The following is a 17,592-nucleotide window of genomic DNA, read 5'->3' on the forward strand; positions in this document are numbered from 1 at the left end:
AGAATTGATAATTTTTATATGTGGAATCCAAAATCCTATTAACCTCGATAAATGAGAGCATGTATATTTCCTGTACTGGCAAGTTATTTATAGCGATAGAAGGTATCTCTTGATACTTCCATCACTTTACCAGCTTTGGATGTATTCTGGAGTACTTCTGCTAAATTCAGCAGACCGACTTTGTGTTTGATGATTTGATTGTTAGTATGCCACATGAGAAGTTACCTTTATTGATTGAGATTCATACCTTTAATCGATAAAGGTAACTTCTTCTTTTTCAAGCTCTGTTTCGGATTAAGTCTGAACTAATACAATTTAATCCCCCTTAAAAGGTATAATACATAATAAAAACATGCCACTAAGAACATATTGTTCCATTTAAATCTTCTATTAGTAACTTTACCATTTCACACTGATGTTTTTCTATATTCTCGGTATTCCACTCAGATCCATTCTTCTCGACAACCTGCATCATCAATTCTAACTTCAAGCTAGTTGGTACTTTTGTATATTTCCTTAACCAATTAGCTTTTTGAATCGGCATGTCATTAGTTAAAGTAGAATTTTCACTCTGATTGACCAACCCTAAATTACCAAAACTATGTAACACCGATTCCTCAGATAAAGGTTTACCTACTTTTGGATTTTGCGGATAAAAGTGCTCAATCGAATCCTTGTAGCTAAAATAAAACTTAGCATGACTACCTTTTTCCTTCTTTAACAAAAGATAATCTAAATAGTTAAAACAGAAGTAAGGGATCTTCCCATAAGTAAACTGCGTTTTTATGTCTTCTGCAGTGACCTCAGTATTACTATCAAATTCGTAGCCATACATGAAACTTTCATAGTCTTGCTTTGTACCTAAGTACCGCTTCTTGATTAAAGTACGTGCCATATTTTCCACAAATTCAAAATAGGCAGTTAAACCAATTCCTTTGTCACTATGATCCATGAGCCAATATAAAATGCTCAACAACCAATTCTTACGTGCATGTGTCGGGTAGGAAACATGAAATGCAGATAGAAGCATCACAAGGTTTCTTTGACCACCTTCTAATGCTAATTCATTTTCCCCTTCCTGTTCAGATTGTGAAAAGGTATTTACGTAGCTCACATTACCAGAACTATAGTATTTAGGCTTCTTGAGTGACCAACCTTTGTACTGGGGACTATTCTCACGTTTGAGGACATACAGATCAAATAGATATCGTATTTTCAAAAGTAGGTAGATGAAGTCTTTTGCATGACTTGCATCTACAATCGTTTGTTTAAAGCTTTCTAATAAAGTTTTGTCATCAAGTGCAATCTTGCTAGCATCGCCATCTTTCAACTGCGATTTGACATATATTTTCAAAACCTGCATCAGGAAGTTGGGATAATCAATGATACTTGTAAAACGTGCACTCGACTCTTCATTTGTCTTCTCACTAACAGGAATAAGATTAAGCTTTAGAATTCCTTCCAAAGTGAGCTTATCTCCATATATGCTTGTGTCTTCAGAACTAACATCTTTCAATGGTATTTCGATAGGTAGGCATGACTTAAGGTGTTCATAGTCTTTGACACACCATTCATGATATGACCCGCCAAATATCTGCTTTCTCTGATCTGGACTAAAAGCATAGGCAACATATTTGTACATATCCTGACATGCTGACCATACTTGATGAACAACATGACGATCTTTATTCTCAGCACTTAGCAAACTCAGAAAATGAGCCTTAATAACTTCATGCGCTTCTAACTGTTCCCCACGGTTATTGAGTGCATCAAAATAATGCGTCACATCCGCAAGTTCTGGAATCATTGTACGTAAAATCACCACGTGATCCAGTAGATAGCCTGCAAACTTTTCAAGCTCATCTTCTTCTTCGACAATCTTGAGGCATTCTTCCTGAATAATGCGATAACCTCTGAGAATAGCGTGATCCCCATATTGTGCATTTAATCTATCTATTTCTTGTTCAATAGATTGATCACTCACAAACTTCCATAATGACTTTAAAAGAATTTCTGACTTTTCACGGCTTTCAAATTTTAAGCGTATGCAATTGAATTGACCTAGTTTTGGATTTTTAAGTTTAGACTTTAAGAATAAAGCCATGAGATTTAAGGTTGTAAAGCGTTGCTGTCCATCCAACACTTCAAAGTAGTGCTCTTTTTTTGCGACCACCAAACTACCGATATAATAGTTTTCAAAACACATCTGTGACTTTAGATAATAATCATAAACATCCTGTATCAACGCTCGGATCTGTGGTCGTCCCCAAGCATAGTTTCGTTGATAAACAGGAATTTGGTAGTCAATATTTTCGCTCAATAGTTGCAAGATAGTATATGGCTTTGATTGCTCTGTAGACATTATTCCTGCTCCGCCATGCATTTCATTTCTTTGAATAGTTTTTCAACACCTATAGCTTTGCTTGTCTGGCTAACTTCAATATAGATATTCAAGGAAAAATTAAAGAAATCTTTTGGTCGTAGTGATTGATCCAAACGGCTAAAAAGATTTTGCCCTATCACATGGTTCTCAATACTAGACTCATAGATGCTGGATTGTTTAAGGCGTAAACTGTATGCCCAAATAAACCCTATTTCCAAAGCACTCGAAAACTCCGCTTCACCAAAGCGATCATAGTAAGCCAACAAAAAAGCATTGAGTACTTTACGGACATAGCCATCACCTGTTCTTGTCCTACCTGAATAAACATAATCTTTAGGATTTTCAGGCAAGGCATCGCCATTGATGACTGTCCAAATTTTTTTCGACATTGCTGTTGTTAATAATGGAGCGACCCAATCATCATGTCTTAGTGAGTCAAGCAAACCTAAAGCTTTACTTTCATAATGGCTAAACCATTCAAAAAAACGTCGCCCATTAATCATGGTTTGGGTGATTTGAAATGGATAAGCTAAATTTAGGTTATCTACTCTGCGGAAGCGATCATTGTTGTACTCATCGACCATACTGTGCAAGATGCGATATGACTGGCTCAGTGGAAACTGATCTTCCTGATGCAATGACAAACCTTTAAAACCCTCCACCTGCTCTTTACCAAAGTGGAATGCCTTTCCCCCTTTCGTCCATTGTCTGATGGGATACAGGAAATGAGAAAATATTCGATGGACTTCCTTTTCATTCCTTTGCTCCCATTGCTGAACGGCTTTTGTTTTTAACTCTGCTTCTGATGGATCAAATTCTCGCAGATGGTATGCCTTCAACAAATCATGCGGATGTAAATCTAATCCTCTTGAGTTCTGTGAATCAAAGAACTGGAATGCTTCAGACAGCTTGCTTAGCTCAACAATCACAAACTCGCATTTACTTAGAAGAATTTCAATATATTCTTCTAAGGACTTTGAGCGTGGCTTATCGATCAGCTTTTCAACCACATCATAATTTCGGCGTAAGTTTTCTTGGCTAATGCGACAAGCAGGAATTTCTAAACTAAATTCAGGCAGATCCAACTTATTGAATTGATCTTTTCTAGCTTGCAAAGCATGCCAAATTAAATAGAAAGTTAATGTCCGTTGCTGACCATCTACGATATCGCTTTTTACTTCCGCAGAGCCTTGGTGAAGAACAATTGTCCCTAGACGATACTTGTAACGATCATCGTCACGGTTCTTTGCAGTAATCCCTGCTACAAAATAATCCAGATCATCAAACAGTGTCCTGACATGCTTCTCTGTCCATTTATAAGGACGTTGATAATCAGGAATACTCAAATGCTGTTGGTACAGTTCTTTTAATGAAATTACTCTCGGAGCTAGCGTTGCGGTAGTCATTATTGTTCAGTATTCACTTCAGATGTTCATCATAGCGTGACAAGCACAGCCTTCGCCCGAGTAACTCCTCGGCTGACTTGAGCTGTCCCCGCATTCATTCTTTCGCAATTGCACCTTACAACTTCAAACTGTATCGGCTTAACAATTCAGAGGTCTTGCTATGTAGCTCTGCGAAATAACGATTACGCTTCAGCAACGGTGGTTTTTGAATGGGTAGTTCTTTAATTTCGTGAGGCAATGGAAGACGTTCAGTGAAATTAAAGTTATCCGCAACTTTATCAAACTCAGGCTTTTTCAATTGTTCATCACGACAGAAACCTTCATAGGCTTGCGCTCTTTCTGCATCCCAAAATGTTGAGAATGCCTGCTTCACCGTTTGCCCTGTGATCATCTTTGGTAATTGTTCATTGATGAATTTTTCGATCAGGTCTTTTTTGTTGTACATCTTGGCATCATTACTCAGCATATCTATCAACTCTTTTCTACGTTGATCCTTCTGCGCTTGATTAGATGCAGTCACAATCAGCCCAAGCAGTGCCATAATGTAATCTTGATTCACTCGGTCGTTATGCACCAGTTCGAGCTGGAAGTCGATATCATCTAAGACAGAAGCTTTATCTTTGCCCTCAGATGGTTGTTTGATACGATTATATAAGTCTTTATATTTCCCCTTATAATCTTCTAAATCTTGAGGACTGATTGGCGCTTTGTTTTTATCATACTCAGTAAACATATTTAGTAAGTTATTCAGGCGTAGAACTTCCCTAAAGGTTTCTACAAACTTCAACTGTTCAGCTTCAAGTTTTAAATCATCTACGTCCTGACAATTTGGAGTCAGTGTTTTCAACTGTGCTACAGCAGTTTCATACTGCTCTAAGAACACACTCATTTCAGGTATGGTTACACTACTGAATGGTTTCTTATCAGAAAACAAACGTAATGCCTTATCCGTTGCTTGCTTTAAGTTGCGATAACAAACTACGTTTCCAAATGGCTTTGAAGGTTTATAAACACGATTGGTACGTGAGAATGCCTGAATCAAACCATGATATTTTAAGTTTTTGTCTACATAGATCGTATTCAATGGTTTTGAATCAAATCCTGTCAGGAACATGTTCACAACAAGAAGTAAATCTATCTGCTCATCTTTCTCATACTTGATGTTAAAAAATTTCACTCGCTTACCAAGATTTTGATAGTACTCATAGAAGCTATCTGTTGTATTGTAACTTGAACCATAGGTTTCATTGTATTGAGCAATATACTTGTCGAGTTTTGCCTTTCTTGACTCATCTACAATATTTGGGGCATCCACTGGTTCTTCAGCAATCATACCTGCTTCTATTTCGTCTGCTGTATTTTGCTGATCCTGTTCTTCTACACCGAATGAGAAAATTGTTCGCACTGAAATTGGTTGGAAATAGGTCTTGTTTCTTTCTGCGTCCTCTACCATTTCAGCTTGGACTTTTTCAAACAGTTCGTAGTATTGAATGAGATTTTCAACTGAACTCACACAGAACATGGCACAAAACTCTCTGTTCCGAGTTTTTTTATCGTGGATACTCAATATATGACGAACAATTTTTTCCAAACGTTCAGGGTTGTCGTATAACTCTTTACTATCAATTTCCTCAACTTTTTCATTACTATCAGTTTCACCTGTGGCGCTATATTTCCCCCAATAGTCAATTTGGAAAGGTAGTACATTACGATCGGTAATGGCATCCACAATGAGATATTCATGCAAGCGTTTAGGAAATAAAAATTCAGTCGTAAATTTCTCTCCTGATTTCTTTAAACCATTTTCATCAAAAATTGGTGTACCAGTGAAACCAAACATTTGTGCATTTTTAAAGAAGCGTTTGATGTTCTGATGTGTTTCACCAAACTGACTACGGTGACATTCATCAAAAATAAAAATAACTTTTTCTTTTTGCAGATCAGCCATCTCCTTTTGATGGCGGTCTTTGGTAATCGCATTATTCAGCTTTTGAATGGTAGTTAAGACTAGACGATTATCTAAGGAGCGTAATTGCTTAATGAGGTTGGCAGTGTTGTTCGTACTATCCACCGAACCTTCTCTATACGCATTAAATTCAGTGTAGGTTTGCTCATCTAAATCTTTACGGTCAACGACAAAAATTACGCGACGAATCTCAGGATTCTTAATCAGTAACTGACTTGCCTTAAACGAGGTTAAGGTTTTCCCTGAGCCTGTGGTATGCCAAATATAAGCATTTTCCTTAGATATTTTTACATGCTCAACCATGCGTTCGATGGCATAAATTTGATACGGACGCAGGATCATTAAGAATTGATCTGAGTGATGTAACACAATGTACTGAGACAACATCTTAAATGCGTGTTTCGGATTCAAAAAGACATTAGTAAATTCAGTAAGATCGTTGATATTTTTATTATTTTCATCTGCCCACGGAAAAGCAAATTCTATGTTTTTGGTACCATTGGCATAATACAAACAGTTGACACCATTACTAATCACAAAAAACTGGATATAACCAAATAATCCATCCCCTGCTTTATAGGCTGATTTTGCATATTCAATCGTTTGCTTAAATGCTTGTTGAATTTCTACTCCACGGCGTTTTAACTCGACTTGTATGAGAGGAAATCCATTCACCAACAAAGTGACATCAAAACGACTCGTTTTACCATTCAAGGCTGAATGGTCAGATACGATTTGATTAGAAACCTGATAGATATTATCGGTTGCATTTTCACCAAGAAAAGATAGGTGCTTGACCGTACCATCATCGAATTTTAATGGGAAACGATCACGTAATAATTGTGCTTTACCAAAGACAGATGTTTCTTTGGTGAGATAATGCCAAACTTGTTTCCACTCTTGTTCTGAGAAAGCATGGTGAATTTGATTGAGCTTCTGGATTTGCAGTTTTAAGTTATCGACTAATGCCTTTTCTGTTCGTAATAACACTCTTTCATAGCCTAACCCTTCAAGCTGTTGAATGAAGTTATTTTCTAGCTCAAGTTCTACTTGTGTACTCACTCGCCCATCTCTTCTTTGGTCTTTATAATGTAATGATTTACATCATTTTAAAGTGTTAAAATAGCACTAATTCAGCGCATTTCATATACAGCGAAAGGTCTATGGCAATTTTTGATGAAAAATTTAGTGATCCATTTTATTTTCTAACTTCTGATGGAAAAAACTCTTTCCTGTCATGCAAGAAAATGAAAAAACGAAAGAGCTAAATTTTAGAATTGGAGCTAGTGGTTCAGCTCGTATTTTAAATCATCCCGACCCTAAAAAGTGTGCTTTGAAAGTCAGTGAGTTGGAGATGTTTGAGGCTGTTATAAATCAAAGTTTCTTTACGCGGATAAAACTCGTAAAAGATAAGAAAAAGCCTCAGTACAATTATCGCTATAAAAAAGTCGAGATGTAAAATAGCTAGTAATTCATCCCAACTGGATACATCTAAAAAAGTAAAGTGAAAATCATTGCATGGCTAAATTCATGCAATGATAAGCTATTTAAACCTTACTAGAAAATACAGGTATCTCTTCATCAATAATACTTAATGCATTTCCTTTGGAAATAATATAATCATATTGATCTTTCATTAGTTTACGATTAAGCAAAGGATGCTTTTCATCATCTAATTGATTAATTAACCCTTTTTCAGCTTGAGCTAAGGCTTTTGCCAAGTCTGACCGAGTTTTGACTTTTGCATAGATTAACTTCTTTTGCCCCTTCGGCGTATCTATCAGTCCATCAATTAATTTCATGCTATTAAAGTGAGCTTTCATTCTTGTGCGAATATTTTCTGACTTACCAACATAAAGAGCCTCTTGGTAATTGCTATATTCTCTATAAAAAATATAGACTCCTGAGATTTCAGGAAGTAATGAAAAATCAAAATTCTTAACATTCTCTTTTAATGTACTTGAACTACCTAGCTCCATTGGTTCATACCAATCTAATTCAATTTTCATTTTACTCCCCCCTCTTTTATATTTAACAATCAAATTTTAAACGGATAACGAACACTTAACTCATCGCAATACTTTCTAATATCTAAATCAATCTGCTCTAAGTTTTCATCAATTTGTTCTAACTTGAATGCGACATCATCTATATCAATGTCAGGCTCAGGCTCGAACAGGTCTATATAGCGTGGAATTTTAAGATCGTAGCCATGCTCTACAATTTTTGAGCGCCCCACATACTCAGAAATTTTAGGGATGATTTTTTTCGTTTTATAAATTTCTGTAATTTCAGCAATTTGAGTTTGCGAAATAATATTGAACGCTTTCTGCTTTTCGCAAAATTCTTTGGCATTGATAAAGAGTACTTTATCGTCGACTTTCCTATTTTTCTTTAGAACCAACATGGCAACTTCTGTGTCTATCACAGGAGATAGATCTTTCGCTAAGCCAATTACTGCATCAATACAATTCAAGCGTTCAAGTAAAAACTCACGAATAGCCCCTTCAGCTTTATCTCTAAATAGAACCCCATGAGGAATCAGCACGACAGCAATACCATCGTCCGCTAAGGAATAGACAATATGTTGTATAAAAGCAAAGTCAGCCCTTGTTTTCGGTGCTAGCTTTCCATAAGGTGCAAATCTTGGATCACTCTTTTTAGCATTGTCATTATTCCAAGTTTGTGAAAACTTCGGATTACACACAATGACATCAAATTTCATATCCAAATGTTTTGGCTTTTCTAAAGTATCTTCGCTTTCTAATTTTAGTTTTGAATAATGATAGCCATTAATCAAAAAATTCATTCGAGCTGTTTTTAAGTTACCATCGATTAGGTCTTGCCCATAGATTTGATCTACAAATTCTAAAGTTTGATCAGTCTGAATCAACAATGAACCAGAACCAAAGGTAGGATCATAGAGGCTACGAACTCGACTTTTTTCCGTATGAATAATACTTGCCAATAATGCAGATACATGAGCAGGCGTATAAAAGTCGCCTTTCTTTTTCCCTAAACTCATTGCCATATATTCAATGATGCTAAAGAAGGCCTTACCCAATATTTTAGAATCATCATGTAGATAGAAGTTCATCAAGTTCAAATCAACAAGCATTGATCCTAAGACCTGATTTCTTGCCTTTCCTGAACCCCCAAGCAAGGAGCTTGCGGTATCAATATCACTCAGCAATCCATCAAATACTTGAATGGATTGCTCTGTCAAACTCTGTTGAAATTGAAGAATGGCTTGATCAAAATCTTCTAAAAAATAGTACTCATCATTATTGGCATAGGCTTTTGCGAGTGAGCTGATTAGATATTTAGGCTGAATAAAGTATCCTAAAGAGATTTGTCCTTCTTCCTTTAGAGCAATAATGTATTCTGCATGTTCACATTCATCTAACTCACAGTACTCTGCTTCACCTGCTAAGTTTTTATTCGCAAACTGTTCAAATTGATCTGATAAAAATTTGTAGAAAATCAGACTCAAAGCCACGTTTTTATACTGAGCAATATCTTTAGAGCCAAAATGCTTCTGAAGCCAATCCTGCAAATTTTGGCTTAAATCTTTAGTTTTTTGTTCTATGTTCTTCATGATGAAATCTCAATAAAAAAGCAGTATTGATGTTGCTTAATACTGCTTTTACTTTATACAAACATTTGCTGTAACAAGCCTTTTTTCCACTGTTTGGTTTCTTCTATCTGCTGTGAAACCTTGTCTATTTTTTGATCAATTGTCGATAAAAAATTAGCGATTTTAGTTTGTTCACTTAAACTAGGCAGATCGATTGACATGGCCAAAAATACTTTTTGGTTGATCCGCTTAGCCTTTCTACTACCATCTGCCTCATCTCCATTTTTTTTATAAAAATCTTTCTGTAACAATCTATAAAACAAAAAAAGTGAGTTACATTGTTCTTGATTAACATCAAAAGCAGGAGCATCTATTGTTGATTCATATCCATCTAGGTAATCTGGAATAATACCAAAAGCCCCATTAAGGAAGTCTAATTTCCCATAAATCAACTGACCTTTTGAACGCTTATAATATTGTGTATTTTCACTACCTTGGAATACTTCATTTTTAGCGACAACGCCTTTCCCCCATAATTTAACAGTTATTTTTTTAGCTTTATCCCCCTTACTCCCTTTAATTAAACTTTCGGTCAATATTCTTGAAAGTTGTTTTTTATCCCATTCCCTAAACTCACTCCCATCATCCGCTTTAAAACGAATCTGCTGACTAAACAACTTTTGCATCATACCTTGTTTATATTGGCTGAGCAGTTCATGCTTCTTTGTGAGTTCACTAATTTTTTCATCGACTGCCGATAAAAAAGAAGCGATTTGGGTTTGTTCTTCTATTTCTGGTAAATCTATTTTTAATTCTGCAAAATTTGTCTGACCTAAAGTCTTGTTTCGACCAGCCCCACCAGGTGAAGCTAATTCTAAATAGCTCTGCCCTTTATCCGTAATAAACATATAACGCAGAAAATCTACATTTGATAAATTGTTCTTAGGCAAATACATTGGAAAACGATGTGAGGCAATTAAACCATTTTCATTTTGAGAGGTAACAGCGATAGCTCTTTCCCATGCAAAAACAATATTTACCACTAAAGCATTCGGTACGATCCAAAAAACTCTTTTATTCCCTAACTCCTTACCTGTTAAAGGTTTTTTATGAAAAATCCCTTTACCATGTGAGCGAATTCCTATTTGTACATATTCCTGATCATCAACAACATCAACTGGTTTAGATACTCGCTCAAGGAATGAATCTAATCTTTTTTTGCTCCATTCCGCTGTAAAACCTTTAAATCGTAGCTGTGGTAAAGCCATTATTTCACCTCCAAAAATGGTGAATCAATCCCAAGTTCTTTACAAAACTCCATAATCACCGCATCAGTATTTTGACTTTCTACTTCCAAGGCTTGAAGTTGTTTTGCAAGTGCATTCAAATCAATCTCTGCTTCCACTTCAAAGGTATCCACATAACGTGGAATATTGAGGTTGTAATCGTTCTCTCGAACCTCTTGAATTGAGGCAACCTTGGCATATTTATCAATATCCTGACGGTTTTCAAATGCGCCTAAAATATTATCTAAGTGCTCAGGCAATAGCTTGTTTTGATTCTTCTGCTTATCAAACTCATTACTTGCATCAATAAACAGAATATTGTCTTTATTCTCACGGTTTTTTTTCAGCACCAGTACACAAGTTGGAATAGTAGTACCGTAGAAGATATTGGCAGGTAAGCCAATAATCGCATCCACCACATTCATCTTTTCAATCAAATGCTGACGGATATGCCCTTCACTCGAACCACGGAACAATACACCATGAGGCAGTACAATCGCCAATGTTCCTTCTTCGTCAAGGTGGTAGAGCATGTGCTGAACAAATGCCATATCTGCTTTAGAACTCGGTGCCAGCTTACCAAAAGACTTGAAACGCTCATCACTTAAAAATAATGGATCAGCAGACCACTTTGCAGAAAACGGCGGGTTAGCCACAATCGCATCGAACTTCATGTCCATATGCTGTGGTTTTTTTAAAGTATCTTCCTGCTTAATGTCAAACTTAGAAAAATGAACATCATGCAGAATCATGTTCATTCGCGCCAAGTTATACGTGGTGCGGTTCATTTCCTGACCGTAGATGGCATCGACATTATTTCCAACTTCACGCTTAACACGCAATAACAAAGAGCCCGAACCACAAGTCGGATCATATACGCTACGCAAACGGTCTTTGCCTAGCGTCACAATACGTGCAAGCAAAGTCGATACCGTTTGTGGTGTATAGAACTCACCTGCCTTCTTACCTGCTCCTGATGCAAATTGACCAATCAAGTACTCGTACGCATCACCCAGTACATCAGCTTCAGTATTCGAGATATCAAAATCAATCGCATCTAAATGTATTAACACTTTAGAAATCAATTCATTTCGATCAGTCGCATTGTTGCCTAGCTTGGTCGAAGTTAAATCCATATCCTCAAACAAATGTGCAAAATCTTCTGATGACTCAGCATCTAGCGTGCTTTGTTCGATCGCTTTTAAAGTCTGAATCAGTTCATCCAAAATAAACTTATTATTTCTAACACGGTCTGCGAGCGTATGGAACAACTGAGTTGGCTCTAAGAAGAAACCCATGTTTTCAAGGCTTTCTTGTTTGAGTGCTTCTAAAAATTCTTGATGCTCTGCATTCTCAGCATCTAGATCACTAAACTGTAAGCCTTCTTCTTTTAGCTCTTGGTTGGCACTGTTTAGTACTTTTTCAGATAGATATTTATAGAAGATTAAACCCAAAATATAGTCACGAAATTCATCTGCACCCATCTTACCGCGAAGGTCATTAGCGATGTTCCATAGTCGTTTTTGCAGTTCTTGAAGCTGTACTTGGGTCATGTTAAAAATCAACCAAAATCATTATTTTAGGATGGCGTTACTTTGCCATATCTAGCTGATGAAATTAAGTATTTATTTGCTTAAGTGATCACATTCTCAATGTAATGAAGATACACATGTACAAATACATCATAAACGGCCACGTCACCTATCTTATAGAAAGTTTGATATATCACTGAAATGGCAGTAAGTTTCATCGCCTTTTTAACAAGTTCTTCTGAATAATTCATAGCATTAACATAATAACCTTTGTTCTTAAAAACCAAACTATCGCATTCTGTCCTACAACCTAGATCAAGAATATATGCTGATACAGTAAAAAGAACTGTTTAGACATTATTTTTCTGTAATACTTAGCAATTTGCTATAACCCAAAATTTACAGTTGCTATTTACCCAAATAGGAAACTAATTAATGATTAATTCCTTCCAATCTCAATAAAGCCTTTATTTATTAATTCTCCTCTGAATTTTGCTATACAGTTTTCTGGCACTCCCAACCACAATAGTTCCTTTGCTCTTGTAATGGCTACATAGCCTATACGCCCTATCTCAGTATCTGTTCCATTTAATAAGTTTTGTATGTGTGATTTTTCAGTAGCAAGATAAAGTACCGCATCAAGGCTTTCACCCTTTGCCTGATGTACTGTATCAATACGTATTACAGAACGTAAATTATTTACTAAATCAGATTCCGGGATCAATGGAGTATTCGGTAGGCTTTTATTTGCTAACTTAACTCCTAAATTTTTCTCAGGTATTAAACCGAAATTACATTCCAAAGTTTGTAATAGCTTCTCTACATTATTTTTCAACTTAGAATGCCAACATTTATTAGCAACTAATTCTGCCGATGGAAGTCCATCATTTGGATTGCGCACAAATTCCCAAATAACCCGACGGAGTTCAGACATTTCAGAATCTCCATTAGACTTACTAATCATAGCCATAAAGTTTTCAGGTGGATTATTTAAAAGGCTAATTAAACAACGGATTACTTTATTAAAGGCTTTATTATAATCATATGCCCTATCTCTTAAAATTGTGGCTTCGACAAAAATTTTAACGATACCTTGGCCTGCCTCAATATTTCTACCTGCAAGCTCGTCAACATGCGTACGACTCCGACAAAGAACTGCAGATTTATTCATACTTAATTTCACTTTCTGAAGTTCTGCACAAAAGGCTGAAATTAGCTGTTCTTTTTCATCAGCTTTATAGGAAATAAAATAGGCTCCCTGAAAAGTCACGGGAACTTTTCTATAAGCCTCATCAGTACGAGATGACAACTTATTAGCAACGTTCAAAATTGGTAATATAGATCGATAATTACAAGTCAAAGGATATGTTTTCACTCCCGACTTCCTTCCATATTGGGAAAGGAAGCTTCCATCAGCACCAGCAAACTCATATATCCCTTGATTCGGATCACCAATCAGAGTCAGTTGAACCCCAGCCTCTATTAATAGCTCTAAAATAGCTTGATGTGATGTACCAATATCTTGTGCTTCATCAATTATTATATATGGGTAGCGACATACTAAAGCACTTAAAATTGCAGGTTGTTCTTTAAGGGTTCTATAACACCAATATCTACCTAGTTCATGAGTATATGCACCTTTCTCCCCTAAGTTCCTTACCACTTTTTCAGCATTATTGATTACTAGTAAAGAATTATGTTGACGATAAAGAAAGCTTGGTATTCCATCTTGAAAATTTACAATAACATTATGCAATGCGTTAGGCTGAATAGGAAATTTTCGACCTTCTTTAGTCTCTATCCAAAAATGAAAAGCTTGGTTCTTTAAAAAAGGCTCAGTACCTGCAATTAAAAAAGGTAATTTTTTACATTGCATGGTTCTAACAGCATGAGGATTTAATATATTCTTTGAAATAAATCCATCAAGTGTATCTATTTCAACACGACTTCTACCAAAGCCTGATATACCTTGAGCTAATTCGTTATAAATTTTACTAAAAGTACTTACTGCGACATTAGAAAAAGATAATAATGCAATACGACCACGCTGTTCTCCAATACGCCTTCGCATTTCTATAAGTCTGTGAACTGCAGTCCAAGTTTTACCACTTCCGGCGCAAGCAATCACAGAAATTGGTTCAAGAGGAGCATTTATAATATCAGACTGTTCATTAGAAAAATTTATCATCATGGGTCAGCCTCACAGGAAGAAGCCACCTTAACTTCTCTTTTTTCACCTGAGCAGCTATTACTGATGTCACAAACATGTTCAATAGCATTAATGATGTATTCTGGAACAACACAAGACATAGATCCTTTAGGGTCAGTAAGTACCTCAGCTAGAGCTTGACTAAATTTTCCTTTCTGAACATTGCTGCTCATATTTTTTGAACGTTCAAACATTCCGCTAAATAAAGCTCGAGCTTTATTAGAATTATCTACGGCTTCACTAACCTCATCTTGAACTTTAATTGCAATTTTGGGATGAATCATTTTCAACGCTTCAATCATTGCAAACCGGTTATCTTCATATAGAGCAAAATCATATTCAAATGTCTTTAATCCATGAAATACTCTCACGAAATTATTTTCATATTCCTTCAAATTTATTGTATTTCTAGAAATTTCAACTTCCTCACCTAATGACGGATAAACAGGTTCCTTTAAGCCATCATCTTCACATTGTAAGGCTGAAGGATCTGCATCTGTAATAACCGATATTTTAATATTAAGTGCATTTTCCCCAAACAGAGGTAAAAAACAATCAAAATTCAAACCCTCTACACTAATTAGACTCACACCATGTTCACGAAGATTAAAACCTGCTTTATCAGCAAGAATATTGATCAACATCAACTCTGCTGCGCCCTCAACAAAAATCACTCGACGGGCAAAAAAAAGTTCCGCACGAGTGACATCTAAATAACGTTTTAGCTTCTCACGTTTACCTGTTTTAAACGGTGTTGTTATTGGTGAGTACGCCTTTATATTTGAACTAGTATCTACAAGACATATAAGACTATTAAGATCAGCAATACTTGCAAAATTAGGTGAATGACTTGTTACAAAAATTTGTACAGGTTTTTCTCCATCAACTGTTTGTACGCTTTCCAAATAACGTAAAAGTACAGCCTGTAATTGAGGATGAAGATGAGCTTCTGGTTCTTCTACTATGAGACCGCGATAACTCGCATCTGTGTTCTTACTAAGTTCACTAAGTACCACAGCCATGAAAATCAAGTTATTAAAACCTAACCCATTCTGCTCGATATCAAAATTATCAACTGAGAGTGAAAGCCTAGATGCTAATCGTTGAAAATCGCTGACACTTAATCCAATCTCTAACAGTTGTGATAATTGAGAACCGAGCATAGCGTCATGTCGTGAAATAATTGCTGTATTTGTATTAATTAAAGGTTCATGTTTTTTTAATTTATCGTCTAAAGCTGATAATTCTATATTAATATCCTCACGTCCCTTATCATCAGCTAGAAGATGAAATAAACGAGCTAAAAGGCTTGCTCTACCTGGCCTAAGACTTTGTGAGGCATCTCTGAGAGCTGGTAAATATACTCCTCGTAGATTTTCTAGCATCTCAATAGTTAAATTATTTTCCTCTTGATCTCCACACCAACGTTTAACTCGTAATCTACCTACTTTATCTGGGTCTGAATAACGAACTGAAATACGAACTTCAAATTTTCCCTCTGTATCTTGTACAAGTGCTGCTAAAAAATCTGCCTCATCTTCTAAACTTAGTTCACGAAAAATGTATTCAAAAGTAATATCTCCAAATGAAGTACCGTCTTTTGGACAATGAATGTCGTTTACATCTAACCGAGGATATGGTTCGTCATGTCCTGCCAATAATGCTCTTAAAGCATCTATAATCGCAGTCTTCCCTACGTTATTTGGCCCCACTAAAATATTTAAACCAGGTTGAAAATTAATTTTTGCATTAGATAACTTTCTAAAGTTAAAAATATTGAGTTGTGCTAAATACATTCCGCGCCCTAAAACTTTTAAATAATAATTTTCAACAAAATAATGATAATAGAGTAATTCTCGATTTTTAAATTTACGTTATTAAGTTTATACTTTCAACTTAAAATTATGAATTACAAAAGCTATTAAATTTATAAATTAACTATTCCAAACCATTTTTATTTTTTATTATCCTGAGCATTTGAAAAAATAAAATTTAGTATTGCATATCCCTAATACTCCATTTGATCCAAAGTCTTCTTATAAAACCTGCCACTTCGTTTTTTACTTCTGTATGGTCATTGGATAGAGCTTACTATTTTTATATAAAAAAATACAATTAAAAATAAGGGAGCTAAAGCTCCCCCCTAGATTTATCAACTTTTTTGATCACTTTCATCTTATTCATTTTTTTAGCTTTGGCCTTTCTAGGCTCTGTACCACGGATCAACCACTTTGGGGTAGTTGCATAGAAATCATCATCCAACAAATCACGATAAACGACCAATGATGAAATATAGTCAATAAATTGCTTTTTTAATTTCCTGTTTATATTCTCAATAATTACTTGTTCAGTAGCAAAATCATCTATTGAATTTATGAGAACTTTTTTAGCAAACTCAGCTTGGTAATTAAACCGAATATTACTCTCAGACTCATAAATCTGAGCATGCTTATTCAATGTGTTTTTCCAAGCCACCTCCATTTCCCAATAGATGTCAGGAAAATCATTTAATATAGAAGACTTAAAAATAAAATAGACATTTGCCGTAAGCTTATCGACCACATCATTTTTGGTAGACCATTCCCAAAAGCCCAGATATGCCGTAATTGCTGATAAGGGCTTACGCCGTTTACCCGCATGTATCATTTGATAAAATAAGGACGACATTGCCTTTTGCTTTAAATGCACGCCCTTCGTCTCACAACTAAACTGACATCTAACAACGACAACGTCCCCTTTCATAGCCTGATTTAAATAATTTTTAACCTTAAGCAGCCTAGTCTTATGTAGAGGAATGCGTATCAATTGCTCTATTTCAGTGGATTGCCCCCTTTTACTGTCTACCTGAAGCAATTTTTTTAGAAAGACATCATACGGGTAGATGAAGTCATGTATTAAATCATTTATTACTTTACGGTTTGCCGTCTTGGTTATATCTAAGCCCAAGACTCTCTCCAAACTTAATTGCTTTCGATCATAAACATATAAAAAATAATTTAAGAGTCTTGAGCTTAAGAGTGGACTAGATAGTCGTTTGAATTCTAAAATTTTTTCGTGTTTCATTAATAATTGAATAAATTGTAGCAAAGGTCTAGTAGTACTATCTTCAAGACTTTGATGATATCTACCACGAATTTTGATATACGCTGAATTATCAGGAGACTTTCCCTTGGGAGATTCTAGGCAGCCAACTTATAAAAGTCTTCGGCCATTTGATTTGGTGTCTTAAAACC

Annotated in this window: 10 protein-coding genes and 3 pseudogenes; 1 reads left to right on the top strand and 12 read right to left on the bottom strand. The window is 35.6% G+C overall.

Annotation, left to right across the window (positions count from 1 at the left end):
* Positions 1–86: 86 nt before the first annotated feature.
* From RFW85_RS06825 to RFW85_RS06840, 4 genes and pseudogenes are all read right to left on the bottom strand, one after another.
* Positions 87–215: pseudogene (locus tag RFW85_RS06825) on the bottom strand (helix-turn-helix domain-containing protein); the annotation flags it as partial.
* Positions 216–358: 143 nt separating this feature from the next.
* Positions 359–2,362 carry a DUF262 domain-containing HNH endonuclease family protein gene (locus RFW85_RS06830; RefSeq protein WP_309171283.1) on the bottom strand — a complete coding sequence of 668 codons (2,004 nt, stop codon included), beginning with the start codon at positions 2,360–2,362 and terminating at the stop codon, positions 359–361.
* A complete protein-coding gene (locus RFW85_RS06835; protein WP_130118758.1) occupies positions 2,362–3,789 on the bottom strand; it encodes a DUF262 domain-containing protein in 1,428 nt (475 codons plus the stop codon). The genes RFW85_RS06830 and RFW85_RS06835 overlap by 1 nt, the downstream gene beginning before the upstream one ends.
* A gap of 115 nt (positions 3,790–3,904) precedes the next feature.
* Positions 3,905–6,817, bottom strand: coding sequence for a type I restriction endonuclease subunit R (locus RFW85_RS06840; RefSeq protein WP_130118759.1), 2,913 nt, complete (start codon positions 6,815–6,817; stop codon positions 3,905–3,907).
* Positions 6,818–6,992: 175 nt separating this feature from the next.
* Here RFW85_RS06840 and RFW85_RS06845 point away from each other — a divergent pair, with 175 nt between their 5' ends.
* Positions 6,993–7,214 (top strand): hypothetical protein, encoded by a 222-nt coding sequence (locus tag RFW85_RS06845; protein WP_130118760.1) that lies wholly within the window; start codon positions 6,993–6,995, stop codon positions 7,212–7,214.
* Between the two features lie 88 nt (positions 7,215–7,302).
* Here the strand turns inward: RFW85_RS06845 and RFW85_RS06850 are convergent, their stop codons facing one another.
* The 8 genes and pseudogenes from RFW85_RS06850 to RFW85_RS06880 all read right to left on the bottom strand — a co-directional run bounded on the left by RFW85_RS06850 (position 7,303) and on the right by RFW85_RS06880 (position 17,305).
* A complete protein-coding gene (locus tag RFW85_RS06850) occupies positions 7,303–7,764 on the bottom strand; it encodes a GIY-YIG nuclease family protein (RefSeq protein WP_130118761.1) in 462 nt (153 codons plus the stop codon).
* A 29-nt stretch (positions 7,765–7,793) separates the two neighbouring features.
* Entirely contained in the window at positions 7,794–9,353 is a 1,560-nt protein-coding gene (locus RFW85_RS06855; protein WP_130118762.1) for a type I restriction-modification system subunit M, read from the bottom strand.
* A gap of 53 nt (positions 9,354–9,406) precedes the next feature.
* A pseudogene (locus RFW85_RS20055) lies at positions 9,407–10,123 on the bottom strand (restriction endonuclease subunit S); the annotation flags it as partial.
* A pseudogene (locus tag RFW85_RS20060) lies at positions 10,112–10,600 on the bottom strand (hypothetical protein); the annotation flags it as partial. The pseudogenes RFW85_RS20060 and RFW85_RS20055, both read right to left, overlap by 12 nt.
* A complete protein-coding gene (locus RFW85_RS06865) occupies positions 10,600–12,171 on the bottom strand; it encodes a type I restriction-modification system subunit M (protein WP_130118764.1) in 1,572 nt (523 codons plus the stop codon). The pseudogene RFW85_RS20060 and the gene RFW85_RS06865, both read right to left, overlap by 1 nt.
* Before the next feature lie 418 nt (positions 12,172–12,589).
* Positions 12,590–14,341 (bottom strand): UvrD-helicase domain-containing protein, encoded by a 1,752-nt coding sequence (locus tag RFW85_RS06870; RefSeq protein ID WP_202732884.1) that lies wholly within the window; start codon positions 14,339–14,341, stop codon positions 12,590–12,592.
* Positions 14,338–16,155, bottom strand: coding sequence for an AAA family ATPase (locus tag RFW85_RS06875; RefSeq protein ID WP_309171284.1), 1,818 nt, complete (start codon positions 16,153–16,155; stop codon positions 14,338–14,340). Before RFW85_RS06875 ends, RFW85_RS06870 begins: the two co-directional genes overlap by 4 nt.
* Before the next feature lie 334 nt (positions 16,156–16,489).
* Positions 16,490–17,305 carry a hypothetical protein gene (locus tag RFW85_RS06880; RefSeq protein WP_309171285.1) on the bottom strand — a complete coding sequence of 272 codons (816 nt, stop codon included), beginning with the start codon at positions 17,303–17,305 and terminating at the stop codon, positions 16,490–16,492.
* Between the last annotated feature and the right edge of the window lie 287 nt (positions 17,306–17,592).

It is taken from the genome of Acinetobacter sp. 12966, from assembly GCF_031196995.1.
Classification (GTDB): domain Bacteria; phylum Pseudomonadota; class Gammaproteobacteria; order Pseudomonadales; family Moraxellaceae; genus Acinetobacter; species Acinetobacter geminorum.